This is a genomic window from Streptomyces solicamelliae (assembly GCF_045348655.1).
Lineage (GTDB): Bacteria > Actinomycetota > Actinomycetes > Streptomycetales > Streptomycetaceae > Streptomyces > Streptomyces solicamelliae.
This window is the reverse complement of record NZ_CP160404.1, coordinates 6030469-6056152: the sequence shown is the minus strand read 5'-3', so window position 1 is coordinate 6056152 and position 25684 is coordinate 6030469. Positions and strand designations below refer to the sequence as shown.

23 protein-coding genes are annotated in these 25684 nt (G+C 72.7%); 7 read left to right on the top strand and 16 right to left on the bottom strand.

Annotated features, from left to right (window positions below; genetic code table 11):
• Nucleotides 1-572: 572 nt before the first annotated feature.
• From ABZO31_RS27975 to ABZO31_RS27945, 7 genes are read right to left on the bottom strand one after another with little or no spacing between them, the layout of a single operon-like run.
• Complete coding sequence (locus ABZO31_RS27975; RefSeq protein ID WP_406864069.1) at nucleotides 573-1355, bottom strand: ABC transporter ATP-binding protein; 783 nt, start codon at nucleotides 1353-1355, stop codon at nucleotides 573-575.
• The gene (locus ABZO31_RS27970) at nucleotides 1348-2277 is read right to left on the bottom strand and encodes an ABC transporter permease (RefSeq protein WP_406864068.1); all 930 of its coding nucleotides are present in this window, start codon (nucleotides 2275-2277) and stop codon (nucleotides 1348-1350) included. Before ABZO31_RS27970 ends, ABZO31_RS27975 begins: the two co-directional genes overlap by 8 nt.
• Nucleotides 2278-2311: 34 nt before the next feature.
• Complete coding sequence (locus ABZO31_RS27965; RefSeq protein ID WP_406864067.1) at nucleotides 2312-3211, bottom strand: glycosyltransferase family 2 protein; 900 nt, start codon at nucleotides 3209-3211, stop codon at nucleotides 2312-2314.
• An 11-nt stretch (nucleotides 3212-3222) separates the two neighbouring features.
• Nucleotides 3223-4002, bottom strand: a complete 780-nt coding sequence (locus tag ABZO31_RS27960) for a CDP-alcohol phosphatidyltransferase family protein (protein ID WP_393648736.1) — start codon at nucleotides 4000-4002, stop codon at nucleotides 3223-3225.
• Nucleotides 3980-5041, bottom strand: coding sequence for an iron-containing alcohol dehydrogenase family protein (locus ABZO31_RS27955; protein WP_406864066.1), 1062 nt, complete (start codon nucleotides 5039-5041; stop codon nucleotides 3980-3982). Before ABZO31_RS27955 ends, ABZO31_RS27960 begins: the two co-directional genes overlap by 23 nt.
• On the bottom strand, nucleotides 5029-5766 hold the full coding sequence (locus ABZO31_RS27950; protein ID WP_406864065.1) for a sugar phosphate nucleotidyltransferase: 738 nt from the start codon (nucleotides 5764-5766) through the stop codon (nucleotides 5029-5031). Before ABZO31_RS27950 ends, ABZO31_RS27955 begins: the two co-directional genes overlap by 13 nt.
• Nucleotides 5763-7532 (bottom strand): DUF5941 domain-containing protein, encoded by a 1770-nt coding sequence (locus ABZO31_RS27945; RefSeq protein WP_406865502.1) that lies wholly within the window; start codon nucleotides 7530-7532, stop codon nucleotides 5763-5765. Before ABZO31_RS27945 ends, ABZO31_RS27950 begins: the two co-directional genes overlap by 4 nt.
• Nucleotides 7533-7795: 263 nt before the next feature.
• Here ABZO31_RS27945 and galE point away from each other — a divergent pair, with 263 nt between their 5' ends.
• From galE to idi, 4 genes are all read left to right on the top strand, one after another.
• The gene (gene galE / locus ABZO31_RS27940) at nucleotides 7796-8779 is read left to right on the top strand and encodes a UDP-glucose 4-epimerase GalE (protein ID WP_406864064.1); all 984 of its coding nucleotides are present in this window, start codon (nucleotides 7796-7798) and stop codon (nucleotides 8777-8779) included.
• 155 nt (nucleotides 8780-8934) lie between these two features.
• Nucleotides 8935-9876, top strand: a complete 942-nt coding sequence (locus tag ABZO31_RS27935; protein ID WP_406864063.1) for a cation diffusion facilitator family transporter — start codon at nucleotides 8935-8937, stop codon at nucleotides 9874-9876.
• 45 nt (nucleotides 9877-9921) lie between these two features.
• Nucleotides 9922-10437, top strand: coding sequence for a GNAT family N-acetyltransferase (locus ABZO31_RS27930; RefSeq protein ID WP_406864062.1), 516 nt, complete (start codon nucleotides 9922-9924; stop codon nucleotides 10435-10437).
• A gap of 152 nt (nucleotides 10438-10589) precedes the next feature.
• Nucleotides 10590-11198, top strand: a complete 609-nt coding sequence (gene idi, locus ABZO31_RS27925) for an isopentenyl-diphosphate Delta-isomerase (protein ID WP_406864061.1) — start codon at nucleotides 10590-10592, stop codon at nucleotides 11196-11198.
• Here the strand turns inward: idi and ABZO31_RS27920 are convergent.
• Nucleotides 11164-11676 carry an ATP-binding protein gene (locus tag ABZO31_RS27920; protein ID WP_406865501.1) on the bottom strand — a complete coding sequence of 171 codons (513 nt, stop codon included), beginning with the start codon at nucleotides 11674-11676 and terminating at the stop codon, nucleotides 11164-11166. The genes idi and ABZO31_RS27920 overlap by 35 nt on opposite strands.
• A gap of 257 nt (nucleotides 11677-11933) precedes the next feature.
• Here ABZO31_RS27920 and ABZO31_RS27915 point away from each other — a divergent pair, with 257 nt between their 5' ends.
• Complete coding sequence (locus tag ABZO31_RS27915) at nucleotides 11934-12686, top strand: enoyl-CoA hydratase/isomerase family protein (protein ID WP_406864060.1); 753 nt, start codon at nucleotides 11934-11936, stop codon at nucleotides 12684-12686.
• A gap of 18 nt (nucleotides 12687-12704) precedes the next feature.
• On the opposite strand, the gene ABZO31_RS27910 is transcribed toward ABZO31_RS27915, so the two are convergent.
• Together ABZO31_RS27910 and ABZO31_RS27905 are read right to left on the bottom strand one after the other, a co-directional pair.
• Nucleotides 12705-13349: a DJ-1/PfpI family protein gene (locus ABZO31_RS27910; RefSeq protein WP_406864059.1), complete on the bottom strand. Its 645-nt coding sequence runs from the start codon at nucleotides 13347-13349 to the stop codon at nucleotides 12705-12707.
• A 17-nt stretch (nucleotides 13350-13366) separates the two neighbouring features.
• The gene (locus ABZO31_RS27905; RefSeq protein WP_406864058.1) at nucleotides 13367-14347 is read right to left on the bottom strand and encodes a GlxA family transcriptional regulator; all 981 of its coding nucleotides are present in this window, start codon (nucleotides 14345-14347) and stop codon (nucleotides 13367-13369) included.
• A gap of 114 nt (nucleotides 14348-14461) precedes the next feature.
• On the opposite strand from ABZO31_RS27905, the gene ABZO31_RS27900 reads away from it, so the two are divergent.
• Together ABZO31_RS27900 and ABZO31_RS27895 are read left to right on the top strand one after the other, a co-directional pair.
• A complete protein-coding gene (locus ABZO31_RS27900) occupies nucleotides 14462-15328 on the top strand; it encodes an SCO6745 family protein (RefSeq protein ID WP_406864057.1) in 867 nt (288 codons plus the stop codon).
• A gap of 107 nt (nucleotides 15329-15435) precedes the next feature.
• Complete coding sequence (locus ABZO31_RS27895; RefSeq protein ID WP_406864056.1) at nucleotides 15436-17847, top strand: Tex family protein; 2412 nt, start codon at nucleotides 15436-15438, stop codon at nucleotides 17845-17847.
• A 66-nt stretch (nucleotides 17848-17913) separates the two neighbouring features.
• Here ABZO31_RS27895 and ABZO31_RS27890 read toward each other — a convergent pair whose 3' ends face one another.
• The 6 genes from ABZO31_RS27890 to ABZO31_RS27865 form a co-directional block, all read right to left on the bottom strand.
• On the bottom strand, nucleotides 17914-18324 hold the full coding sequence (locus ABZO31_RS27890; RefSeq protein WP_406864055.1) for a hypothetical protein: 411 nt from the start codon (nucleotides 18322-18324) through the stop codon (nucleotides 17914-17916).
• The gene (gene abc-f, locus ABZO31_RS27885; protein ID WP_406864054.1) at nucleotides 18324-19961 is read right to left on the bottom strand and encodes a ribosomal protection-like ABC-F family protein; all 1638 of its coding nucleotides are present in this window, start codon (nucleotides 19959-19961) and stop codon (nucleotides 18324-18326) included. Before abc-f ends, ABZO31_RS27890 begins: the two co-directional genes overlap by 1 nt.
• Before the next feature lie 115 nt (nucleotides 19962-20076).
• The gene (locus ABZO31_RS27880) at nucleotides 20077-20373 is read right to left on the bottom strand and encodes a hypothetical protein (protein WP_406864053.1); all 297 of its coding nucleotides are present in this window, start codon (nucleotides 20371-20373) and stop codon (nucleotides 20077-20079) included.
• 74 nt (nucleotides 20374-20447) lie between these two features.
• Complete coding sequence (locus ABZO31_RS27875; RefSeq protein ID WP_406864052.1) at nucleotides 20448-22193, bottom strand: BCCT family transporter; 1746 nt, start codon at nucleotides 22191-22193, stop codon at nucleotides 20448-20450.
• Nucleotides 22194-22275: 82 nt separating this feature from the next.
• Complete coding sequence (locus ABZO31_RS27870) at nucleotides 22276-23574, bottom strand: M14 family metallopeptidase (RefSeq protein WP_406864051.1); 1299 nt, start codon at nucleotides 23572-23574, stop codon at nucleotides 22276-22278.
• Entirely contained in the window at nucleotides 23571-25598 is a 2028-nt protein-coding gene (locus ABZO31_RS27865) for a Xaa-Pro dipeptidyl-peptidase (RefSeq protein ID WP_406864050.1), read from the bottom strand. Before ABZO31_RS27865 ends, ABZO31_RS27870 begins: the two co-directional genes overlap by 4 nt.
• Nucleotides 25599-25684: the final 86 nt, after the last annotated feature.

Sequence of the window (25684 nt, the reverse complement as noted above, 5' to 3'; positions counted from 1 at the left end):
GCGCGGGGACGGCCATACCCTCGCAGAGCTGGAGATCATCCGTCATTGCCGTCACATCTCCGTTCTACACTGCCGACCCAATACATCCCATTTCGGACACGCCGCCGGTCCTCGCCATGAAGTGGCACCCCGAGGGACGCCTGGGGAGGTATCGCCTCACATGCCGTGAATCAGCACTGCTACAGCTTACGTTGTACGACGCCCGACGCCTCGTCGGGGTGCGCGCCCCACCAGGCCCGGGACGCCCCGGGGCGTCAATCGCCCGGCGCGCCGCGGCACTTGGCACGGACGGCCGCCGTTACCGGTTCGTGACTCTCCGTCGGCCGGCCGACCAGGCCGCCGCCTGGAGGTCCGGCGCGGGCCGCCGGGGCACCGGACCGGCCGCCGCGAGGGCCGCCAGGCGTCGGTGAGCAGGGCGAACGCCCGTACCTCGGGGTCCTCCGGCCGGCTCGGCCGGCGCGAAGGCGACGTAGCCGTGGCGTCACCATCCGGCACGTCACCCGTGCGTGGCGCGGCGTGCGCGGGCCCCCGCCGGTTCGCTCCCGGCGGGGGCCCGCAGCACGCGCGTCCGGCTACTTGCCGGTCTCGCGCTCGTACGCCTTGAGCACCTCGTCGACGGGCCCGTCCATCAGCAGCTCGCCCTTCTCCAGCCACAGGACCCGGGTGCAGGTGTCGCGGATCGACTTGTTGCTGTGGCTGACCAGGAAGACCGTGCCGGCCTCCTTGCGGAGCTCGCGGATGCGCTCCTCGGAGCGGATCCGGAACTTGTTGTCGCCGGTGGCCAGCGCCTCGTCGATCATGAGGACGTCGTGGTTCTTGGCAGCCGCGATGGAGAAGCGGAGCCGGGCGCCCATGCCGGAGGAGTACGTCCGCATCGGCAGGGTGATGAAGTCGCCCTTCTCGTTGATGCCGGAGAAGTCGACGATGCCCTGGTAGCGGGACCGGATCTCCTCCTTGCTCATGCCCATCGCCAGACCGCCGAGGATCACGTTCCGCTCGCCGGTCAGGTCGTTCATGAGCGCCGCGTTGACGCCGAGCAGCGACGGCTGGCCGTCGGTGTAGACCTTGCCGCTCTCGGTCGGCAGCAGGCCGGCGATGGCCCGCAGCAGAGTCGACTTGCCGGAGCCGTTCGTGCCGATCAGGCCGATCGCCTCGCCGCGGTACGCGGTGAAGGAGACGCCGCGCACGGCGTGCACCTTGCGGACGCCGCGCTCCTCGCGCTTGCCCCGCCCGACGATCCGGCTGAGCGCGGCGGTGGCGCTGCCCTTGCCGCCGGCGCCGCCGTTGACCCGGTACACGATGTGGACGTCGTCCGCGATGACGGTGGGAACCCGTCCCTGGTTGCTGTCAGCCACGGCCGTACCTCTCCTCGGCCTTCCAGAAGTACACGAAGCCGACCACGCCGACGACCAGGGCCCAGCCCAGGCCGGCCAACCAGACGTGGGACGGCAGGTTCTGCGAGCCGTATCCGTCGATGAGGGCGAAGCGGACCAGGTCCATGTAGACCGCCGCCGGGTTGTACATGAGGACGTCGGCGATCCAGGCCGGCTTGTCCGCCAGAATGATCGGGATCGAGAACATGACGCCGGAGGCGTACATCCACGTCCGCATGACGAAGGGCATCAGCTGCGCCAGGTCGGGCGTCTTCGAGCCCATCCGCGCCATGATCAGCGCGAGCCCGGTGTTGAACACGAACTGCAGCGCCAGCGCCGGCAGGACCAGCAGCCAGCTCAGGCTCGGGAAGCTGCCGAATCCGATGGCCACCGCGACCAGCACGATCATCGAGAACATCAGCTGCTGCAGCTGCTGCAGCGCGAACGAGATCGGCAGCGAGGCGCGCGGGAAGTGCAGCGCCCGGACCAGACCCAGGTTGTTGGAGATCGCGCGGACACCCGCCATCACCGAGGACTGGGTGAACGTGAACACGAACACGCCGGTCACCAGGAAGGGGATGTACACCTCCTTGGACATGCCTCGGTCGGCCTCCAGGATCAGCCCGAAGATCAGGTAGTAGACCAGCGCGTTGAGCAGCGGGGTCACCACCTGCCACAGCTGCCCGAGCTTGGCCTGGCTGTACTGGGCCGTCAGCTTCGCCTGGGAGAACGCCAGGATGAAGTGCCGCCGGCCCCAGAGCTGGCGGACGTACTCGAACAGGCCCGGGCGGGCGCCGCTCACCGCGAGGCCGTACTTGGCGGCCAGCTCCGCCGGGGAGAGGCCGTCGTCGACGGACGGTGGGACGGTCGTCACGATCGCACCGTCGTGGGTTGTGTCACTCACAGGAGGAAACTTTCGTGTTCAAGATGCGCGCGTGTCAGATGACGGGAGGGCGGCCCAGTCTGGTCAACCGCCACACCGTACGCCACTTCATGGGCCGGCGGGGACCGCACGGGGTGGTCCAGCCCGCCTTGAAACCGCCGAACCAGGCCTTGAGACCGGCCGCCGACGGCCTTCTGACCAGGGTCAGCAGCAGCCAGATGCCGAGGTACAGCGGAATCAGGGGGGCGGGCAGGTTACGCCGCGCCAGCCAGACCCGGTTGCGCGCCACGTTGTAGTGGTACGAGGCGTGCCGGGAGGGCGGCGTCGTGGGGTGGAACAGCACCATGTCGGAGCGGTAGTCGATCATCCAGCCGGCGTCGAGCGCCCGCCAGGCCAGATCGGTCTCCTCGTGGGCGTAGAAGAACGCGTCCGGCAGCCCGCCGACCTCGGCCATGACCTTGGTGCGCACCGCGTTCGCGCCACCGAGGAAGGTGGTCACCCGCGAGGAGCGCATCGGGTCGGAGGCGCGCAGCCGGGGCACGTGGCGGCGCTGGGTGAGGCCGGTGTCCGGGTCGGCGATCCGGAAGCTGACGATGCCCAGCTTCGGGTCGGCGGTGAACGCCTGGCGGACCAGCTCCCCGGTGTCCGTGTTCGGCAGCAGGCCGTCGTCGTCGAGGAAGAGCAGCACGTCGACGTCGGTGCCGCCGGGGCCGAAGGCCTCGATGCCGACGTTGCGGCCGCCGGGGATGCCGAGGTTCTCCGGCAGGTCGACGGTCCGCACGCCCTCGGGCACGCCGGTGACGGGGGCGCCGTTGCCGACCACGACCACCTCGATCGGGTCGCCGTCCTGGCGGGCGACCGAGTCGAGCAGGGCGCGCAGGTCGTCGGGGCGGTTGCCCATGGTGATGATGACGGCGCCGAGCCTCAGCGGCTTGTTCGCGGTCCGGTCGCTCATGGTCGTCGTCCTCATTTCAGCCTGCTGGAGGCCAGGACCGACACCAGGTGCAGCACGGTCTGCAGCATCGCGATGCCGGCCAGGACCGCGACGCCCAGGCGGGACCAGAACAGGTCTCCCTGGATCTGGTCGGCGATCGCGAGGACCAGGATCAGCAGGGACGCCTCGATGCCCAGGATCAGCCGGTGGAACTTCAGCGCGGCGGCGGCACGCCGGGCCAGGGCCATGCCCGAGGAGCGGATCTCCGAGGCGGCCTCCTTGACCGGCGTCATGCCGGCCTGGTGGCGGGCGACGCCCACCAGGTCCGTCTCCGCCTTGATCAGGATGGCGCCGAGCGCGGCGAGGGTGCCGAGGAAGGCCCAGAGCCAGTCGATCCGGCCGCCGCCCCACAGGTCGGCGGCGCGCAGGCCGAAGCCGACCAGCACGGCCGCGTCGCACAGGTACGCGCCGACCCGGTCCAGGTACACGCCGGAGAGCGAGTACTGCTTCTTCCAGCGGGCGACCTCGCCGTCGACGCAGTCGAGCAGCAGGTACAGCTGGACGGCGACGACGCCGAGCACCGCGCCCCAGATGCCGGGGATCAGCAGGGCGGGCGCGGCGAGCACGCCGCAGACGGTCATCAGGTACGTCAGCTGGTTCGGCGTGACCTTGGTGGTGACCAGGAGGCGGGTGATGCGCAGCGAGATCTCGCGCATGTACAGGCGGCCGCCCCAGTGCTCTCCGCTGCGCCGGTCCTTCACACCCGCCGGGTGCACGACCGGACGGAGTTCAGCTACGGATGGTCTTGGCATAGTCGGCGTACGCGTCCCTGATCTGGTCGTCGGTGAGGTCGAGGTGCTCGAGGATGGTGAAGCGTCCGGGTCGGGTCTGCGGCGCGTACGCCACGGCCGCGACGAACTCGTCCACCGAGAAGCCGATCTCCTCGGGCAGGACGGGCAGGCCGTGCCGGCGTAGCGCCTCGGTGAACAGTCCGGCGTCCTCCCCGGCCCCGCGCAGGTGCATCGCGAAGGCGGCGCCGAGGCCGACCTGCTCGCCGTGGGCGGCGCAGCGCTCGGGGTACAGCAGGTCGAAGGCGTGGCTGATCTCGTGGCAGGCGCCGGACGAGGGCCGGGAGTCGCCGGAGATCGACATGGCGATGCCGGAGAGCACCAGGCCCTCGGAGAGCACGGTGAGGAACTCGTCGTCGCCGACGCCGCCGGGGTGCCGGAGCACCGCCTCGCCGGCGGTGCGGGCCATGGCGGCGGCCAGGCCGTCGACCGGCTCGCCGGTGATCGCGTGGGACAGCTCCCAGTCGGCGATCGCGGAGATGTTGGAGATCGCGTCGCCGATGCCGGAGCGGATGAACCGGACCGGGGCGTCGCGGACGACGTCGAGGTCGATCACCATCGCGATGGGGGTGGGCACGCCGTAGGAGCCCCGGCCGTTGTCGTTGTCCAGGATGGACACCGGGGAGCACAGGCCGTCGTGCGCCAGGTTGGTCGCGACGGCGACCATGGGCAGGCCGACGCGGGCCGCAGCGTACTTGGCGACGTCGATGATCTTGCCGCCGCCGAGGCCCACCACGGCGTCGTACCGGCTGCCCTTGATGTCGTCGGCGAGCTTGACCGCCGAGTCGATCGTGCCGTCGCCGACCTCGTACCAGTCGGCGCCCGGCAGGGCCGGCGCGAGCCGCTCGCGCAGCTTCCGGCCCGAGCCGCCGCTGATCGCGAAGGCCAGCTTGCCGGAGGCGGAGATCCGCTGGTCGGCCAGGAGGCCGGCCAGGTCGTCCATCGCGCCCCGGCTGATGTCGACGACGACCGGCGACGGGATGAGCCGGGTCAGTACTGGCACGCGATCTCACGGCCCTTCGCGAGGTCGTCGTGGTTGTCGATCTCGACCCACTTCACTTCGCCGATGGGGGCCACGTCGATCTGGAAGCCGCGGTGGACGAGCTCCTGGTAGCCGTCCTCGTAGTACAGGTCGGGGTCGCGCTCGAAGGTGGTCTTGAGGGCGTCCGCGAGCTGCTCGGCGGCCTCGGGCTCGATGAGCGTCACGCCGATGTACTCGCCGGTCGCGCTCGCCGGGTCCATCAGCTTGGTGATCTTCTGCACGCCCTGGCCGTCGGCCGTGATGACCTTCATCTCCTCGTCGGCGAGCTTCTTCACCGTGTCGAGGGCGAGGATGATCTTCTGGCCGTCGCCGCGGGCGGCGAGCAGGGTCTTCTCGACGGAGACCGGGTGCACGGTGTCGCCGTTGGCGAGGATGACGCCCTGCTTCAGGACGTCACGGGCGCACCACAGGGAGTAGGCGTTGTTCCACTCCTCGGCCTTGTCGTTGTCGATCAGCGTGAGCTTGAGCCCGTACTTCGCCTCGAGGGCTTCCTTCCGTGCGTACACGGCCTCCTTGCGGTAGCCGACGACGATCGCGACCTCGGTGAGGCCGACCTCGGCGAAGTTGCCGAGCGTGAGGTCGAGGACGGTCGTGTCGCCGTCCACAGGCACGAGGGCCTTCGGGAGCGTGTCGGTGTAGGGGCGCAGACGCCGTCCTGCACCGGCTGCCAGAACCAGGCCGATCATGCGGTTTCTCCTTCGTCGTGTACGGCGGGTGCTCCGGATGACACCCAGAAGCGGACGGACTCCACGACCACCACGAGTGCCACGGCTGCCGCGAGGGCGGCGAGCGCCGTGGTGAAGTCGTCGCCGGCGGTCGCCGTCAGGGCGGCCAGCACGGTCACGAGGAGCGTGCGGCCCTCGTGACCTCCCACGGTGCGCACCAGCCACGCGGGCGGCGCGCCGGTGCCGCCGCGGATGCGGTAGACCGTGTCGTAGTGATGGTAGGCGACGGCCGCGACCAGCCCGAATGCCGCGGGAACGGCGTGCGGGACGCCGGAGCGGGCGGCCAGGAGCAGCACCACGCCGTACTCGGCGGCGCGGAGCACCGGGGGCACCATCCAGTCGAGGGAGCCCTTCAGCGGGCGGGCCACTGCGCAGCCGGCGAGCAGCGCGTAGCCGCCGGCGGCGGCGATCGTCCAGCCGCTGCCGACCGGCTGCGTCCAGGCCACGGCGATCAGCAGGGCGGCGCCGAGGACGGCGCTGACCAGGGGCGGCAGCGGGAGCCGGCGGCCCAGGAGGCGGGCGGCGAGCTCGGCGAGCGGGCCGGAGTCGGTGAGGTCGTACAGCGCGCGGGCCGCGCGGTCGGTGCGCCGGGCCTTGCGGGTGACGGAGCGCAGCACGCGGCCGGCGGTGGTGTAGCAGGCGGCGAGGGCACATCCGACGATAAGCGCCCAAAAGACTGTCCGCGGCGTGGTGACGGCGGTGAGCACCGCGATCATGGCCCAGCGCTCGCCGATCGGGAGCACGATCATGCGGCGGGCCCAGACGGTCCAGCCGACGCTGTCGAGCTTGTCGGAGAGGGCCGCGGTGGGGCTGGTGTTGGCGGCGGCGTCGTGGTTGGCCTCGTTGAAGGAGAAGTCCACGACGTGGCGGCAGGTCATGAGGACCATCGCGCCGAGCGCCAGGGTCCAGACGTCGTCGCCGGAGCGGGCCGCGCCGAGGGCGAGGCCGGCGTAGAAGGAGTACTCCTTGGCCCGGTCGAAGGTGGCGTCGAGCCAGGCGCCCATCGTCGAGTACTGCAACGAGTAGCGGGCGAGCTGCCCGTCGGTGCAGTCCAGGACGAAGGAGACGAGCAGCAGCACGCCGGCGGCGACGTACCCGGCGCGGTCGCCGGTGGCCGCGCAGCCGGCCGCGATCAGCGCGGTGAGCAGCGAGGCGGTGGTGACCTGGTTCGGGGTCAGGCCGCGGCGGGCGCACCAACGGGCGATGTAGCGCGAGTACGGGCTGATGAAGAAGGTGGTGAAGAAGCCGTCGTGGGCCTTGACCGCGTTGCGCAGCCGGACCGCCTCGTCGTCGACCTCGGCGACGGCCGCCCGCGCCTGGTGCCGGCTCTCGGCGTCGCCGGGCACGGCCGCGACGAGGGAGCCCAGCTCGGGGCGGTGCACGGCCACGCCGTCGGCGGCGAGCGCGTCGGCGAGGACGCCGGGCTCGGCCGGGGTGCCGGCGAGCGCCCGCTCCAGGGCGGGCCGGGCCTCCGGCTGCGCGGTGAGCGCGCCGGGGGCGGCGGCCGCGGGGAACCGGGGGTCGGTGAGCGCGAGCCGCAGGGCGTGCAGGTGACCGACGAACCGGGGGTCGACGACGGCGACGCGACGCCCGGCCGGCACGGCGGCGAGCAGCGCCGCGGTGTCCGCGGGGGCGGCGGCGACCTGCACGTCGAAGCCGAGCGACCTCAGATCGTCGTCGAGCGACGATCCGGGGACCGGCGGGCCGGTGAGGATGGCGGTCGACAGACGACTCACTCCTTGGAACTGACTGGGCTGATGGCACGGCGGCCCGGCCCGTGACCCGGGCGGCGGCACGTCGGCAGAGGCTATCGGATGAACGAAAGCGCGAGTTCACCGAGGTTTTGCGCACAGGCCCCCCGCGGTCCGCCGCCGTACGTCACCGTCCGGCGGGCCCGTGCCCGTGTGCGCGGAGATCATCATGGGCGATCCCCGCCCCGGGCCACAAACCGCGGCCCGGGAAGCCTGCGCCACCCCCTAGGGTGGTCGTCATGACTTGGCTGATCACGGGTGGAGCGGGCTATATCGGGGCCCATGTGGCGCATGCCATGAGCGAGGCCGGAGAGCGGGCCGTCGTCCTGGACGACGTGTCCTCGGGGGTGCCCGGGCGGCTGCCCGCGGGCGTCCCGCTGGTGCGCGGCTCGATCACCGACCGGGAGCTGCTCGACCGGGTGCTCGCGGAGCACGCGGTGACGGGTGTGGTGCACCTCGCCGCGAAGAAGCAGGTCGGCGAGTCCGTGGAGCGCCCGCTGTATTACTACCGGGAGAACGTGCACGGGCTGACCGTGCTCCTGGAGGCCGTGGTGGCGGCCGGGGTGCGGCGCTTCCTGTTCTCGTCCTCGGCGGCGGTGTACGGCGTCCCGGACGTGGACCTGATCACCGAGGAGACCCCGGCCGAGCCGATCAATCCGTACGGGGAGACCAAGCTCACCGGCGAGTGGCTCGTGCGGGCGACGGGCCGGGCGCACGGCCTCGCGACGGCCTGTCTGCGGTACTTCAACGTGGCGGGCGCGGCCCGGCCGGAGCTGGCGGACACCGGGGTGTTCAACATCATCCCGATGTTCTTCGACCGGATCACCCGGGGCGAGGCCCCGCGGATCTTCGGCGCGGACTACCCGACGCCGGACGGCACCTGCGTGCGTGACTACATCCACGTGGCCGACCTGGCGGGCGCGCATCTGGCGGTCGCGCGCCGGCTCGCGGAGGACACGGACGGCGGGGACCTGACGGTGAACATCGGCCGCGGCCGGGGCGTCTCGGTGCGCGAGCTGGCGGACGTGGTGTCCGAGGTGACCGGGTTCACGGGCCCGCCGGTGGTCGAGGCCCGCCGGGCCGGCGACGCGGCGCGGGCGGTGGCCTCGGTGGACCGGGTGGCGAAGGAACTCGGCTGGTCGGCGTCCCGCGGGGTGCGCGAGATGGTCGAGTCGGCCTGGGAGGGCTGGCGGCTGCTGCACCCGGAGGCCACCGGGAGCTGATCCGGACGGCTCGCCGGACGATCTCTGACCTGCGGACATAACTGCAGGTCAGAGCATATGACAACGGTGTTCAGTACCGTGTTGCACATACCCCCCACCCGTAGTTCACTGGGCCACTCGGGGCACTGGAGACGACACGACCGGGAGGCCAGGTCATGGGGGCCGGACACGACCACGGACACAGCCACGGCGGCCCGCCGCCGACGGGTACCGCGGCCGCCGCGTACCGGGGGCGGCTGCGGATCGCGTTCGCCATCACGCTCTCCGTGATGGTGATCCAGATCGTCGGCGGTGTCCTCGCGGACTCGCTGGCGCTGATCGCCGACGCGGCGCACATGGCGACGGACGCCGTCGGTCTGGCGATGGCCCTGGTCGCGATCCACTTCGCCAACCGGCCGCCCTCGCAGAACCGCACCTTCGGTTTCGCCCGGGCGGAGATCCTCGCCGCGCTGGCGAACTGTCTGCTGCTGCTCGTCGTCGGCGGCTATGTGCTGTACGAGGCGATCCAGCGGTTCGTCGAGCCCGCCGAGACCAGGGGCGGGCTGGCGATGGCCTTCGCCGCGGTGGGCCTGGTGGCCAATGTGATCTCGCTGTCGCTGCTGGTGCGCGGCCAGCAGGAGAGCCTGAACGTGCGCGGCGCCTATCTGGAGGTGCTCGCGGACACCCTCGGCTCGGTGACGGTGCTGATCTCGGCCGGCATCATCCTGGCGACCGGCTGGCAGTACGCGGACCCGATCGCCTCGATCGTCATCGGCCTGATGATCGTGCCGCGCACCCTCAAGCTGCTCCGCGAGACCCTGGACGTCCTCCTGGAGGCGGCACCCAAGGGCGTCGACATGGCCGAGGTCCGCGCCCACATCGTGGCCCTGCCGGGCGTGCAGGACGTGCACGACCTGCACGCCTGGACGATCACCTCCGGGATGCCGGTGCTGTCGGCGCACGTGGTGGTGGACCAGGACGCGCTGGACGCGGTGGGCCACGAGAAGATGCTGCACGACCTGCAGGGCTGCCTCGGCTCCCACTTCGACGTGGAGCACTGCACCTTCCAGCTGGAGCCGGTGGGCCACGCCGCCCACGAGGTCAAGCTCTGCCACTGATCCGGCGCCGCTGATCCGACGCCCGGCCGACCCATGGAGGTCCCCTTGTCCGAGACCCGCTGGCGCACCCGCGAGGAGACGGCCGCGGACGTGGCCGCGGTCCACGCGATCAACGCGGCGGCCTTCGAGACCGCGGCGGAGGCCGAGCTGGTCGACGCGCTGCGCGCGGACCCGGACGCCTGGCTGCCCGGCCTGTCGTACGTGGTGGAGGCCCCGGACGGCACGGTCGCCGGGTACGCGCTGATCACCCGGTGCACCGTCGGCGGCGAGCCGGCCGCCGCGCTGGCCCCGGTGTCCGTGGCACCCGCGCACCAGCGGCAGGGGGCCGGGGACGCGGTGGTCCGGGCGGTGCTGGACGCGGCGCGGCGGCGGGGGGAGCGGCTGGTGCTGGTGCTCGGGCACCCGGAGTACTACCCGAGGTTCGGCTTCGTACCGGCCTCGGGGTACGGAATCAGGCCGGGCTTCACGGTCCCGGACGAGGCCATGATGGCGCTGGTCCTGGAGGATTCCCGTCCGCTTCCCGCGGGCATGATCCACTACCCGGCGGCCTTCGGGGTCTGACGCCCCGTCCGCGTCCGTCGCACTGTGGGCGCACCCGTGCGCCCCGGTGCGGCGGGGGCCGACACGTCCGGCCGTCGGAGTGGGGGCATGCCGGTTTTGTACGGCAGACTGAATGCGCCTCACCGGGCCGAGGAACGAAGCGAAGGATGGGTATGCCGACCACATCAGCCACCGCGACGACCGAAGCGTCGAACGGTGTCCAGCCGAACGGCACGCAGCCGTCGATCATGCTCGAACTGGTCGACGAGGAGGGCCGGACGATCGGAACCGCCGAGAAGCTCTCCGCGCACCAGGCGCCCGGCAAGCTGCACCGCGCGTTCTCCGTGTTCCTCTTCGACGCCTCGGGCCGGCTGCTGCTGCAGCGCCGGGCGCTGGGCAAGTACCACTCCCCCGGCGTGTGGTCGAACACCTGCTGCGGGCACCCGTACCCGGGCGAGGCACCGTTCGCGGCGGCGGCCCGCCGGGTGCACGAGGAGCTGGGCGTCTCGCCGTCGCTGATGGCGGAGGCCGGCACGGTGCGCTACAACCACCCGGACCCGGCGTCGGGCCTGGTGGAGCAGGAGTACAACCATCTCTTCGTGGGTCTGGTGCAGGGTCCGCTGCGGCCCGACCCGGAGGAGATCGACGACACGGCCTTCGTGACGCCCGCCGAGCTGGCCGAGCGGCACGCGGCGGTGCCGTTCTCGGCCTGGTTCATGACCGTGCTGGACGCCGCGCGCCCGGCGATCAAGGAGCTGACGGGTCCGTCCGGGGGCTGGTGATCCCGGGCGCTGCCCCTTGCCCCGGGAGTCCCGGGGCAAGGGGCAGCGCCGCCCAGATGATCTTGCCGCCGCTCGCGGTGTGCTCCACGTCGCAGGCCCCGCCGGCCTCCCGGGCGACCTCCCGCACCAGGAGCAGCCCGCGCCCTCCGGTCTGCGCGTAGTCGGCCTCCAGCGCCTTCGGGCGGTACGGGTGGTTGTCCTCGACGGACACCCGGATCCACTCGGCGCCGATCGCGACCTCGACGGCGATCTCCGGGGAGAGCAGCGCGGCGTGCTTGACGGCGTTGGTGACCAGCTCGGAGACGATCAGGAGCAGGCCCTGCAAGATGTCGTCGTGCGCCGGGACGCCCTGTCGGCCGATCAGTTCCCGGACGGCGCGCCTGGCCTGCGGTACGGAGACGTCGACCGCGGGAGCGGTGAAGCGCCAGACGCCCTCGTAGGACGGCGGGCGGGCAGGAACGCTCCCGCGGCTCTCCATGGTCCGGTTCCCGCCCTCGTGCTCGATTGTCGCCACGAGGTCGAGTCTTGACATCCGGCCGCGGAGGACCGTCCTACTGACCAGAAGTCGACATATATCGACCGGAAATTGATCGATTGAGTATGACTGCGTCAGTTGTTCGACTGGGAGTGACGTTCCGCTGACGGTTTCGCCGACTTTTCACGTTTTCGAAGACTCGTCCGGGACGTCCGGGGGCACCGGTCGCCCGGCCACGGCCCCCGGATAGCATCCGGCCCATGGAGCCCAAGGACCCGCAGCTCACGCACACCGTCGCCGACGGCGTGGCCACCGTCGTCATCACCCACCCCGCCAAGCGCAACGCCATGACGGCCGGCATGTGGCGCGCCCTGCCGGAGCTGCTCGGGGAGCTCGCCGCCGACCCCGCGGTACGGGTCCTCGTGCTCACCGGGTCCGGCGACACCTTCTGCGCCGGGGCGGACATCTCCACCCTGCGCGAGCCCGGCGACGAGCAGCAGTCCCTCGCGGTACGGGCCGAGGAGGCGCTGGCCGGCTTCCCGAAGCCCACGCTGGCCGCGATCCGCGGCTACTGCGTGGGTGGCGGCAGCCAGCTGGCCGCCGCCTGCGATCTGCGGTTCGCCGAGGAGGGCGCGCGGTTCGGCGTCACCCCGGCGAAGCTGGGCATCGTCTACCCCTCGGCCTCGACCCGGCGGCTCGCCGCGCTGGTGGGCCCGGCGGCCGCCAAGTACCTGCTGTTCTCGGGCGAGTTGATCGACACGGAGCGGGCCCTGCGGACCGGCCTGGTCGACGAGGTGCACGCCGCCGGCGAACTCGACAAGCGGGTCGCCGAGTTCACCCGGATCCTCGCCTCGCGCTCGCTGCTCACGCAGGCGGCGGCGAAGGAGTTCGCCGACGGGCGAACCGACCGCGACGCCCACTGGACGGCCGAGGCGCGCGGCAGCGGCGACACGGCCGAGGGCGTCGCGGCCTTCCTGGAGCGCCGCCTGCCGCGCTTCACCTACGAGGTCTGAGGTCCGGCGGGCCTTCGCTCAGCCGCCCTGGGGAAGGTCCTCCGCCTTCACGCCCCGCCACCGCTCGACGATCGCGGCCGGGGCCTTCTCGGGCGAACCCGCGTCGTACGGCGGCTGCGGGTCGTACTCGGTGAGCAGCTGGATCGTCTGCGCGGCCTCGTCCCCGGCGATCCGGCCGATCAGGTGCAGCGCCATGTCGATGCCGGAGGAGACGCCGGCCGCGGTGACGTACTTGCCGTCGAAGACGACCCGCTCGCCGGTGGGCTCGACCCCGAGCGCCCGCAGCTCCTCGTGCGCGAGCCAGTGCGTGGTGGCCCGGCGGCCCTTCAGCAGGCCGGCCGCGCCCAGGATCAGCGAACCGGTGCACACCGAGGTCGTCCAGGTGCTGGTCTCGTCGGCGGTGCGCAGCCACTGCCGGATCTCCGGGTCGTGCATGGCCTCCCGCGAGTCCGGGCCGCCGGGGACGAGCACGATGTCCGGGTGCGGGACGTCGGCGAGGGCCTTGTCCGCGACCAGGGCGAGACTGCGCTGGTCGTTGCGGACCGGGCCGGGCTCCTTCGCCACGAAGACGGTCTCGGCCCCGGGGATCCGGGCGAGGAGTTCGTAGGGGCCGACGGCGTCGAGGGTGGTGAAGTTGTCGTACAGGAGCACGGCGATCTGCATGGTCTCCCTTTCAGGGCTCAGTCGGTGACAGGTACGGGTGCGTGGAAGCGGCGCCGGTACTCGGCCGGCGCCGTGCCGAGCGCCTTGACGAAGGCGCGGCGCATGGCTTCGGGAGTGCCGTAGCCGGCGGCGCGGGCGACCTCCTGGACCCCGTGGACGGAGTCCTCCAGGAGGCGACGGGCGTGTTCGAGCCGGACCCGGTCGACGTACCGGCCGGGCGTGGTGCCCGTCTCGTCCCGGAAGGCGCGGGCGAAGTGCCGCGGGGAGAGCCGGGCCCGGGCGGCCAGAGCCTCCACGGAGAGATCCGCCGCGGGGTGCTCGCTGATCCAGTGCTGGACGTCGCGCAGCGGTTCGCGGCGCGCGGTCTGGGCGGCGAGCTGGGCGCTGAACTGGGCCTGGTTGCCGGGGCGGCGCAGGAAGACGACGAGGTGGCGGGCGATGGCGAGCGCCGCGTCGTGGCTGACGTCCTCCTCGACGAGGGCCAGCGCGAGGTCGATGCCGGCGGTGACCCCGGCGGAGGTGGAGAGCCGGCCGTCGCGCACGTAGATCGGTTCGGGGTCGACCTCGACCTCGGGGTGGCGGCGGGCGAGGTGGTCGCAGACGCTCCAGTGGGTGGTGACCCGGTGGCCGTCGAGCAGCCCGGCCTCGGCCAGCAGCAGCGCCCCGGTGCAGACCGAGACGACCCGCTCGGCGCGCGGGGCGTTGACCCTCAGCCAGTCGATCAGGGCCGGGTCGGGCCGCCGGGTGCCCTCGCCGCCCGGGACGAGCAGGGTGTGCGGCGGGCCGTCGGCGACCGCCTCGTCCAGCCCGGTGTCGGGCAGCAGCCGCAGCCCGCTCTGCCCCCGGACGGGCCCGCTGTCGAGCGAGGCGGTGCGGATCGGGTAGGCGTCGGGGTCCTGGAGGTAGCGCGCGGCGCCGGCGAACACCTCCACGGGCCCGCTGACGTCGAGGCTCTGCACGCCGTCGAAGAGAACGGCGAGAACGGGTCGCTGCGTCATGCCTCCATCGTTCGCCGCGCCGGTCGTGTCCGCAATGACGAGGACCCCACCTTTCCTGCCATCCCCGATACCGGGGGTTCCACGTGATACCGACCAGTCGGTAACCTCCCGGGCATGAGTACGCCTCTGCCGCCCCGCGCCGTACGCCGTTGCGCCGGGTCCCTCAATTCGCTGCACGCGACGCTGTTCTTCTCCCCGGACCTGGACCGGGAGTTCGGGGCGCTCGGGTTCACGGACCCGAACGCCATGCGGCTGGCCGCGCGGGTCGCGCCGCTCGGGGCCGTCGGCCCGGGCACGGTGGCCGCGACCTTCTACAACTACAACCACGCGCTGCTCGCCCGGCACTTCCCCGCCGTCTGGGAGACCGCCGGCCCGGCCGCCGTGCTCGACGCCCGGCTGCGCGTCGTCGACGCGACCCTGCGGCGGCTGCTCGGCGACGAGGCCGTCGCCTCCGCCGAGCTCGCCGAGGCCGCCGAGCTGGCGCTGCGCGCCACCGAGGGCTGCACCCGGCACGCCCGCCCGCTGTACTCCGGCAACGCCGACCTGCCCGTGCCCGAGGCCCCGCACCTGCGGTTCTGGCACGCCACCACGCTGCTGCGCGAGCACCGCGGCGACGCGCACCTCGTGGCACTGCTGTCCGGCGGGCTCGACCCGGTCGAGGCCCTGGTCAGCCACACCGCCACCGGCAAGGGCATGAACCCGCGCTGGGTGCTGTCCAGCCGCGGCTGGCGGCGCACCGACTGGGAGGCCGCCGTGGAGCGGCTGACCGGGCGCGGGCTGCTCGACGGGGAGGGCGGCCTGACGGAGGCGGGCGTGGCGCTGCGCGAGGAGATCGAGGAACACACCGACCGGCTGGACTCCGCCCCGTACGAGCACCTCGGCGCGGCCGGCGTCGAGCGCCTGACCGATCTCGCGCGCGGCTTCCTGATCACGGCGGCCGGCGCGGGCGCGTTCCCGGCCGACCTCATCGGCAAGGGCTGAGCTCTGTTCGACGGACGGCGAGCGGCGGGGCGCATGCGGTGTTCCGGCGGCCGACCCGGCAGAATGCACGGGCAAGCTGGAGGCACGAGAAGGCGAGTCGGGACACCGTGACGACGTCCATCGAAGCAAGGATCGCCGAGGAGCTCGGCGTACGCGAGCGACAGGTGAAGGCGGCCGTCGAGCTGCTCGACGGCGGGTCGACCGTGCCGTTCATCGCGCGCTACCGCAAGGAAGCGACCGAGATGCTCGACGACGCGCAGCTGCGCACGCTCGAGGAGCGGCTGCGGTATCTGCGGGAGCTGGAGGACCGGCGCACCGCGATCCTCGACTCCGTGCGCGAGCAGGGCAAGCTGACGGACGAGCTGGAGGCGCAGATCCGGGCCGCCGACACCAAGGCGCGCCTGGAGGACATCTACCTGCCGTTCAAGCCGAAGCGGCGCACCAAGGCGCAGATCGCCCGCGAGGCGGGACTCGCGCCGCTGGCCGAGGGGCTGCTCGCCGACCCGTCGGTGGAGCCGCTCGCGGCAGCCGCCGCGTTCGTGGACGCGGACAAGGGCATCGCGGACGCCGCCGCCGCGCTGGAGGGCGCGCGGGCGATCCTCACCGAGACGTTCTCGGAGGACGCCGACCTGATCGGCGAGCTGCGCGAGCGGATGTGGGGCCGGGGCCGGCTCGCCGCCAAGGTGCGGGAGGGCAAGGAAGAGGCGGGCGCGAAGTTCGCCGACTACTTCGACTTCGCCGAGCCCTTCACCGCGCTGCCCTCGCACCGGATCCTCGCGATGCTGCGCGGCGAGAAGGAGGATGTGCTCTCCCTGGAGCTGGAGCCCGAGGAGCCGGCGGAGGGCGGCGGCCCGTCCTCGTACGAGCCGATCGTCGCGCACCGCTTCGGCATCGCGGACCGGGGCCGGGCGGCGGACAAGTGGCTGCTCGACACGGTCCGTTGGGCCTGGCGCACCCGGATCCTGGTGCACCTCGGCATCGACCTGCGACTGCGGCTGCGCACGGCCGCGGAGGACGAGGCGGTACGGGTCTTCGCGGCGAACCTGAGGGACCTGCTGCTCGCCGCGCCGGCGGGCACGCGGGCGACGCTGGGCCTCGACCCCGGTTTCCGCACCGGTGTGAAGGTGGCCGTGGTCGACGCGACCGGCAAGGTCGTCGCCACCGACACGATCTATCCGCACGTCCCGGCGAACAGGTGGGACGAGTCGCTGGCGAAGCTGGCGCGGCTCGCGAAGGAGCACGCGGTCGAGCTGGTCGCCATCGGCAACGGCACGGCGTCGCGCGAGACGGACAAGCTGGCGGCTGAACTCATCGTCAAGCACCCGGAGTTGCAGCTCACGAAGGTGATGGTGTCCGAGGCCGGCGCCTCGGTGTACTCCGCCTCCGCGTTCGCCTCGCAGGAACTCCCTGGCCTGGACGTGTCGTTGCGCGGCGCGGTGTCCATCGCGCGGCGGCTGCAGGACCCGCTGGCGGAGCTGGTGAAGATCGACCCGAAGTCGATCGGCGTCGGCCAGTACCAGCACGACCTGTCCGAGGTGAAGCTCTCGCGCTCGCTGGACGCGGTGGTCGAGGACTGTGTGAACGGCGTCGGCGTCGACGTCAACACGGCCTCCGCGCCGCTGCTTTCACGGGTCTCCGGCATCGGCGCGGGCCTCGCGGAGAACATCGTGTCCCACCGCGACGCCAACGGACCGTTCCGGTCCCGCAGGGCGCTGAAGGACGTGGCGCGGCTCGGCCCGAAGGCGTACGAGCAGTGCGCGGGCTTCCTGCGCATCCGCGGCGGCGACGACCCGCTGGACGCGTCGAGCGTGCACCCCGAGGCGTACCCGGTCGTGCGGCGGATGGTGAAGACGGCGGGCGGCGAGGTCGCGTCGCTGATCGGCAACACGGGTGTGCTGCGGTCGCTGCGGGCGGACGACTACGTCGACGAGACGTTCGGTCTGCCGACGGTGACGGACATCCTGAAGGAGCTGGAGAAGCCGGGCCGCGACCCGCGTCCCGCCTTCAAGACGGCCACCTTCAAGGAGGGCGTCGAGAAGCTCGGCGACCTCGCGCCGGGGATGGTCCTGGAGGGCGTGGTGACGAACGTGGCGGCATTCGGTGCGTTCGTGGACGTGGGCGTCCACCAGGACGGTCTGGTGCACGTCTCCGCGATGTCGAAGACGTTCGTGAAGGACCCGCGGGATGTCGTGAAGCCCGGCGACGTGGTGAAGGTGAAGGTCCTCGACGTCGACATCCCGCGCAAGCGGGTGTCGCTGACGCTCCGCCTGGACGACGAGGCGGCGGCGGAGACGGGCGCGGGCGCGCCGAAGCGGGAGCGCGGTGAGCGCGACCGGGGCGGTCGGCCGCCGCAGCAGCGGCGCGGTGGCGGCGGCGCGGGTGCAGCCGGTCGTGGCGGCGACCGGGACCGCGGCCGCTCGCAGGGCGCCGCCGCACCGGCGAACAGCGCCATGGCCGACGCGCTTCGCAAGGCGGGGCTGCTGGGTGGCGGCGAGGGCGGCAAGCGCCGGGGGAGGTAGGCCCCCCCGGGTCGTGGGCAGTCGTTCCGCTGGGCGGAACGGCTGCCCACAACGGTTCGGCGAGTCTCAGCCGGCGAACCTGAGGGCCCACTCCGCGCGGTGGACGACGTCCAGGTCCTCGTCCGTCACCAGCGGTGCGAGGACTGTGCGGGCCCGCTGAGGATGCGCGGCGACGAGGTCCGCGATCTCCGTCGCCAAGCCGTCCTGGTCGTCGCCCAGGTCCAACGACGAGGCCCGGACCAGGACCGGCAGTGTGTCCGCGCCACCGATCGCGGCGATCATGCCGCCGAGCATCTCGCGGGCGAAGGAGTTCCGCTCGGTCAGGGAGCGTGCGAGGGCCGCCTCCAGCGCCGGGAGGGCCGAGCGGTCCGCTTCCGCGGCGATCTCGTCGGCCAGGTCGATCGTCTCGTCCACGTCCGCCTCGAGGTCGTCGAGCATGACGACCAGCCGCTCGATCCTCGGGTCCGTCGCGTTCATCAGTGCTCGATCACCTTTCCGGCCGCGACCTCCAGGCGGCGCGTCGTGTGGACGGCGTCCAGCATCCGGCGGTCGTGGGTGACCAGGAGCAGGGTGCCGCGGTACGAGTCCAGGGCGGACTCGAGCTGTTCGATGGCCGGCAGGTCCAGGTGGTTCGTCGGCTCGTCGAGGACCAGCAGGTTCACCCCCCGGCCCTGGAGCAGGGCGAGGGCGGCGCGGGTGCGCTCGCCCGGGGAGAGCGTGGTGGCCGGGCGCAGCACGTGGTCGGCCTTGAGGCCGAACTTGGCGAGCAGGGTGCGCACCTCGGCGGGCTCGGTGTCGGGCACGGCCGCGCAGAACGCGTCGAGCAGGGACTCCTGGCCGTGGAACAGCTTCCGCGCCTGGTCGACCTCGCCGACCACCACGCCGGAGCCCAGCGTCGCGGCGCCGGAGTCCAGCGGCAGCCGGCCGAGCAGCGCGGCGAGCAGCGTCGACTTGCCGGCCCCGTTGGCGCCGGTGATGGCGACCCGGTCCGCCCAGTCGACCTGGAGCGACGCTGGCCCGAAGCGGAAGTCGCCGCGGCGGACCTCGGCCTCCCGCAGCGTCGCCACCACCGAGCCGGAGCGCGGCGCGGCGGCGATCTCCATCCGCAGCTCCCACTCCTTGCGGGGCTCGTCCACGACCTCCAGGCGCTCGATGGCGCGCTGCGTCTGGCGGGCCTTGGCGGCCTGCTTCTCGCTGGACTCGCTGCGGAACTTGCGGCCGATCTTGTCGTTGTCGGTGGCTTTGCGACGGGCGTTCTTTACGCCCTTGTCCATCCAGGAGCGCTGCATCTGGGCGCGCCCTTCGAGCGCGGACTTCTTGTCGGCGTACTCCTCGTACTCCTCGCGGGCGTGCCGGCGGGCGGTGTCCCGCTCCTCCAGGTACGCCTCGTAGCCGCCGCCGTAGAGCGTGATCTGCTGCTGGGCGAGGTCGAGTTCGAGGACCTTGGTGACGGTGCGGGCCAGGAACTCGCGGTCGTGGCTGATCACGACCGTGCCCGCGCGCAGCCCGCGCACGAACGCCTCAAGGCGCTCCAGGCCGTCGAGGTCGAGGTCGTTGGTGGGCTCGTCGAGCAGGAACACGTCGTACCGGGAGAGCAGCAGCGAGGCGAGGCCGGCACGGGCGGCCTGGCCGCCGGAGAGCGAGGTCATCGGCTGGTCGAGGCCGACGGTGAGGCCGAGCGAGCCGACGACCTCCTCGGCGCGCTCGTCGAGGTCCGCGCCGCCGAGGTCGAGCCAGCGCTCCAGGCTCACGGAGTACGCGTCGTCCGCGCCGGGCGCGCCGTCGGCGAGGCCCTGCGCGGCGTCGTCCATCGCGGTCTGCGCGGCGGCGACGCCGGTGCGGCGGGCGAGGAACGCGCGCACGGTCTCGCCGGGCCGCCGCTCCGGCTCCTGCGGCAGGTGGCCGACGGTCGCGGTCGGCGGCGAGAGGGCGACCCCGCCGTCCTCGGGTGTGTCGAGTCCGGCGAGGAGCCGCAGCAGCGTGGACTTCCCGGCCCCGTTGACGCCGACGAGGCCGATCACGTCGCCGGCCCCGACGACGAGGTCGAGGCCGGAGAACAGGGAGCGCTCGCCGTGGCCGGCGGCGAGATTCTTGGCGACGAGGGTTGCAGTCATCAGGAGAGGAATCCTAGGTCAGTGCGTGCGCGGCCTGCGGGGCACCTCGCAGGATCCGCCGCCGCACCGGACCTCGTCCACCGGAATTCCGCGCCGGCACCAGGCCGGGCGGAGGCTACGTCCAGCGGCCTCCGGAGAGGTTCTCCTCGGCGGCGACGCACGCCTGCATCAGGCGCTCGGTCGCGTCGGCCTTCCCCCGGGCCCGCCGGGCGGGTTCGCGCTCGCCGAGGCGGTCCAGTTCCGCGGCCCTGGTGCGCTCGCGCCTGATCTCGGCCTGCATGCTCGCGATGTCGCACTCCATCTCACCGCTCGCCGGGACCACTCGCTCCGTCCGGAACGAAGGCTCGGCCCCGGTCAGCACGGTGCCGGCAGCGAGGGCGGACAGGGCGAGGGTCGTCAGCGTGCGACGCATGGGGGTGCTCCAGCTTCGGGGGCCACGGGAGCCCGACGATACGGAAAGTGACTCAACCAGTACAGAATGCCACCTCAGCGGGCGCCGTCCGCACCGTTCGGCCCGCCCGGCGACCCCGGCGTGCCCGGCCCGATGCGCAGTTCGAAGTCGCCGTCGTACTTCTGGTGGCCGGCGATCACCGCCAGCTCCACGACCTCGACGCCGACCTCGCCCCGGACGATCAGCGGGTCCTTGCGCAGGTCCCGCATCAGCGCCACGCACATGCCGATCATCACCAGGCCGAACGGCGCGGCGACGAGGATCGTCAGGTTCTGCAGTCCGGCCAGGGCGTCGCCCTGCCCGTCGCCGATGAGCAGCATGATCGCGGCCACCGCGCCCGTGACCACGCCCCAGAAGACGACGACCGGCCGGGTCGGTTCGAAGGTGCCGCGCTGCGACAGGGTGCCCATGACGATGGACGCCGCGTCCGCTCCGGAGACGAAGAAGATCCCGACGAGCACCATCACCAGGATGCTCATCGCGGTCGGGATGGGGAACTGCTGCAGCAGGCCGAAGAGTTGGCCCTCGGGGGTGTCCTCCTGCGCCAGCGTCCCGTTCTCCTGCAGCTTCATCGCCGTACCGCCGAAGACGGCGAACCAGACCAGGCTGACCGCGCTCGGCACGAGGATGACGCCGCCGACGAACTGGCGGATCGTCCGGCCGCGGCTGATGCGCGCGATGAACATGCCGACGAACGGCGTCCAGGAGATCCACCAGGCCCAGTAGAAGACGGTCCAACTGCCCAGCCAGTCCGCCACGTTCTCGCCTCCGGCCGCCTCCGTCCGGCCGGCGAGCTGCGGCAACTGCTCGAAGTACGCGCCGAGCGAGGTGGGCAGCAGGTCGAGCACGACGATGGTCGGGCCGGCGACGAACACGAAGACGGCGAGCACCACGGCGAGCACCATGTTGGTGTTGGAGAGCCACTGGATGCCCTTCTCCACGCCGGAGATCGCGGAGACCACGAAGGCCACGGTCAGCGCGGCGATGATGCCGACGAGCAGCCCGGTGCTCACCTTCTCCATCCAGCCGAGTTCCCGGAAGCCGCTGCCGATCTGCAGCGCGCCGAGCCCGAGCGAGGCGGCGGAGCCGAAGAGGGTGGCGAAGATGGCCAGGATGTCGATGATCCGGCCGCCCGTCCCGTACGCGTGCCGCTCGCCGATCAGCGGGACGAACACGGCGCTGATGGTCTGCCGGCGGCGGCGCCGGAAGGTGGAGTACGCGATGGCCAGGCCGACCACGGCGTAGATCGCCCACGGGTGCAGCGTCCAGTGGAACAGCGTGGTGGCCATCGCGATCTGCATGCGTTCGGCCGAGTCCGCGGGGTGGGTGCCGGGCGGCGGGGTGCCGTAGTGCGCGAGCGGTTCGCTCACCCCGTAGAACATCAGGCCGATGCCCATGCCCGCGCTGAACATCATGGCGATCCAGGACACCGTCCGGAACTCGGGCCCCTCGCTCTCCTGGCCGAGGGTGATCCGCCCGTACCGGCTGATCGCCAGCCACAGCGCGAAGACCACGAAGCCGGAGGCCGCCAGCATGAACGCCCAGCCGCCGTTGTGGATCAGGCCGGTGAGCAGGGTGCTGGAGACGTCCTCCAGGCTGTCGGTGGCCACCGCGCCCCAGAGGACGAAGGCGACGGTGAGCACCGCGGTGACCCCGAACACGATCCAGTCGGTGGGGGCGCGATGATGGTGCTCGGCGCCGGCGGGGAGGTCCGCCGTCACCGGCAGTCCTCCCCGCGCGCCCTCCCGGGGCTTGTCCGGTCCCGGCTGATCGTGCGTCACGAAGGCACCTTTCGCAGGGGTTGCGCAGCGCGGAATTTCGCGCTCCGTAACGCCTAGCACATGCGGTGCCGAACTCCCGGGATCAACAGGCGTCGTCGGCTTGCCCCGTGGTGATCCGGTATGTCGCCCGCTGGTCGAGCAGCAGCGGTACGAGCGCCCGTTGCGACTGCCGCAGTGGTACGTACGCTCCGTCACCGCCGGCCCGGACGGTCACCCCGTGCAGCGCCAGCTCGTCGCCGAACTGCGCGTACTGCGCGGCGTCGAGCCGGTAGCCGCACGGCGGGTCCGTCAGGGTCTCGCCGGGTTCCGCCGGATCGTTGTCGGCGCCGCCGAGGTGGACCGGGCCCCGGTCGGCGAGGCCGGCCCGGCGGGCGGCGGAGGTGGCCGCCTCGATCGCGCCGCGTCGCGCGTCCACGTACGCGAACGCGCCGTCGAGGGCGGTGAGGTGGGTGTCGACCCGGCGGCGGTGGTTGAGCGCGGGGTCCGCCTTCTCCGCGGCGGTCAGGGGGTCGACCCGGGTCTCCACCAGGAGCCCGACGGCGTGTTTGATCCCGGCGGTGTTGCGCAGGATGCGCTCCTGGCCGTCGCCGGCGACCTGCTTGATCGTCTCCCCGGTCAGGGGGTCGGTCCACAGGCCGTAGATCCCGGTGGTGCGCCCGGCCGCGCTCACGGCGGGGCGCACATGCCGTTCGGAGAGGGCGTTCGCCTCGGCGTGCACGTCCGGGGCGGTGTTGAGGTTGCGCGGCCAGAGGGCGAGCAGGTCCTTGTCGTAGTACGGCGAGGTGCCGCCGTACTCGTGCAGGTCGTACACGACGTCCGGCCGGCGGTCCCGGATCACGGCGGCCAGCGCGCGGCCCTCGGCGGTCCGCAGGGCGATGTGGTCCCGGTTGACGTCGACACCGTCGGCGTTGCCGCGGGTGTCGGCGGCCCGGCCGTCCGGGTTGGCGGTGGGGACGACGAGGACGGAGGTCCGGGCGAGGAATCGCCGGGTCGCGGGGTCGGTGGCGTACGCGAGGTCGCGCACGGTGGTGAGGCACGCCTCGCGGCCGGACGGCTCGTCGCCGTGCTGACTGCAGATCAGCAGCACCGTGTTCGCGGTGCCGCCCCGGCCGACGGTGGCGAGCCGCAGCGGCCGGCCCTGGGCCGTGATCCCGATGTCGCGGACCAAGACGCGGTCGCTGCTCCGGTCGACGGCGGCGAGGAAGTCCCGCTCCTCCGCCTCGGTCGTCCAGCGCGCGCCCCGGCTCGTCTCGAAGCCGGTGCGCGGCGGGGTGGCCTCCGAGTCGGCGGCCCGGGCGGGCGCGTTGAGCAGCGACCCGCCGAGCGCGGCGGCGGTGACGGCGAGGACGAGGGTGCGGGTCGTACGGGCTCGGGTCGTCATCGGGCGGCCCCTCTCGGGAGCGGGCGGGCGGGGTGCGGGCCGGCGACGCCGTGCAGCAGCGGCGCGTCGGGAGTCGCGCGGGCGGCGGACGGGACGCCGGCCGTCGCCGCCGTGAACGCCGCCGCCCCGCCGACCAGTGGCAGCCGGGCGGAGCTGCGGGCGAGGTCGAGCGTGACGGTCGGCGTGGTCGACGGAGGGTCGAGCAGGTCCCGGTCCGTACCGCCGATGATCAGCGCCAGCCGGTGCCCGGCCGGGACGACGTGGTCGGTGGAGGCCAGCTTCAGGGTGAACGGGTACGCCCGGCCGGGCGTCAGCGGCCGCTCCCGTCCCGGGTCCGCCCAGGTGCCGAGGTCGGCCCAACCGCGGGAGACGACCGTGTACGCGACGTCCGCGGTGCGGGCCCGGGTCTCCTTGAAGCAGGCGCTGTCGCCGGGGGTGCTCGCACCCCAGCAGGTGCGCTCGGGGAGCGTGGTGATGCCCTCGCCGGAGGCCGCGTAGTCGCGGATGGTGTCGGGGCCGAGGTCGACGAGGACGGCCGAGAGATGGGCGGTGGTGGTCGTCGGCGTGGCGGTGACCGTGACCGTCGACGGTCCGGACAGGCGCAGGTCGCGCCGCAGCGGCACCGTGACGAAGCCCGCCTTCGCCGGGGTCGGGCGGTCGATCGCGGCGGCCCATTCCGTCTCGCCGAGCGCCGGGTCGTCGGTGAAGGTCTCCGTCGCGCCGGCCGGGGCGCGGCCCGTGGTGAGCGTGCCGACGCCGGGCGCGGCGCCCCTACCGGGGCGCAGGGTGGTCGCGGCGGTGGCGCGCGGCGGCCAGACGCGGTCGGTGGACCAGCGGTCGGGGGCGCGCTCGATGTCGGCCATGGGCTCGCGGTCGATGCCGTTGTCGCGACCGAGCAGGTAGTGGTCGAACCAGCGGTGCAGGGTGCGGACCCAGTCGGCGCGGCGGAAGTCGAAGGGGTCGACATGGCCGGTCTGCGAGAGCCAGATCTTGCGCTCGACGCCGCGGGCGGCGAGGGCGTCCCACCACTGACCGAACTGGCCGGCGCGGACGTTGAGGTCCTGCTGCCCGTGCACCACGAAGACGCTGGCCCTCACCCGGGAGGCATCGGAGACGTGGTTCCGCTCGCTCCAGGCGGGGGTCCAGTCGCCGCTGTACGGGGTGCCGGCGGTGATCCGGTCCTGCACGGCGCCGCAACGGCCCTGCGCCTCGGGGCTGTTGACGTAGCCGGAGAGCCAGCTCGGGTTGGCGTTGTAGAGCGGCGCGCCCTGGGAGTGGAAGTAGTCGTACCAGGACGAGATCGCGCCGATCGGCACGATGGTCTTCAGCCCCTCGACGCCGGTGGCGGCGACCCCGTTGGCGATCGTGCCGTCCCAGCTCTTGCCGATCATGCCGACGTCGCCGGTGGACCAGCCCGTGGCGCGGGCGCGTTGGCCGCCGGTGCGGGTGGTGTAGCCGCGGGCGCGGCCGTTGAGCCAGTCGACGACTGCTCTGGCGCTCTGCACGTCGGAGCGGCCACCGACGTCGTCGCAGCCGTCGGAGCGACTGGTCCCGGCCAGATCGACGGCGACGAAGGCGTAGCCGCGCGGCACGAAGTAATTGTCGTAGTACAGGGGGAACTGGACCGGGTTCCCGGCCGCGTCGTAGGTCTTCTTCTGGCTCTCGTTGCCGCGTCCGCAGCAGGAGTAGTACGGGCTGGCGTCCATGATGACGGGGATCTTCCGCCCGGCGGCGGCGGGTTCGCGGGGCCGGACGATGTCGACGGCGACACGGTCGGTGCGGCCGTCGCGGTCGCCGTCGAGGCCGGTGTCCACCCAGACTGACTCGCGCACGGCGCCGTCGTACGAGTGGACCGGCTGCGAATCCCGGGCCGAAGCGGCGGTCGGGGCGGCGGGGAGGGCGGCGGGCGTGGCCTCGGCCGTGCCCGCGGGCACGACGAGGGAGGTCAGCAGGGCGGCGGCGGTCGCCGCGAGAGTGATGCGCGAGGGACGGGCGTCACGGGTTCTCCGAACACGTATCGGCATGGCCACGGAACGTACCCCGGGCGGCTCCTGAGCAAAAGAGTGCGGTCGTGAGGCGTTCCGCAACGCGCGGTTCATGACGGCCGAAT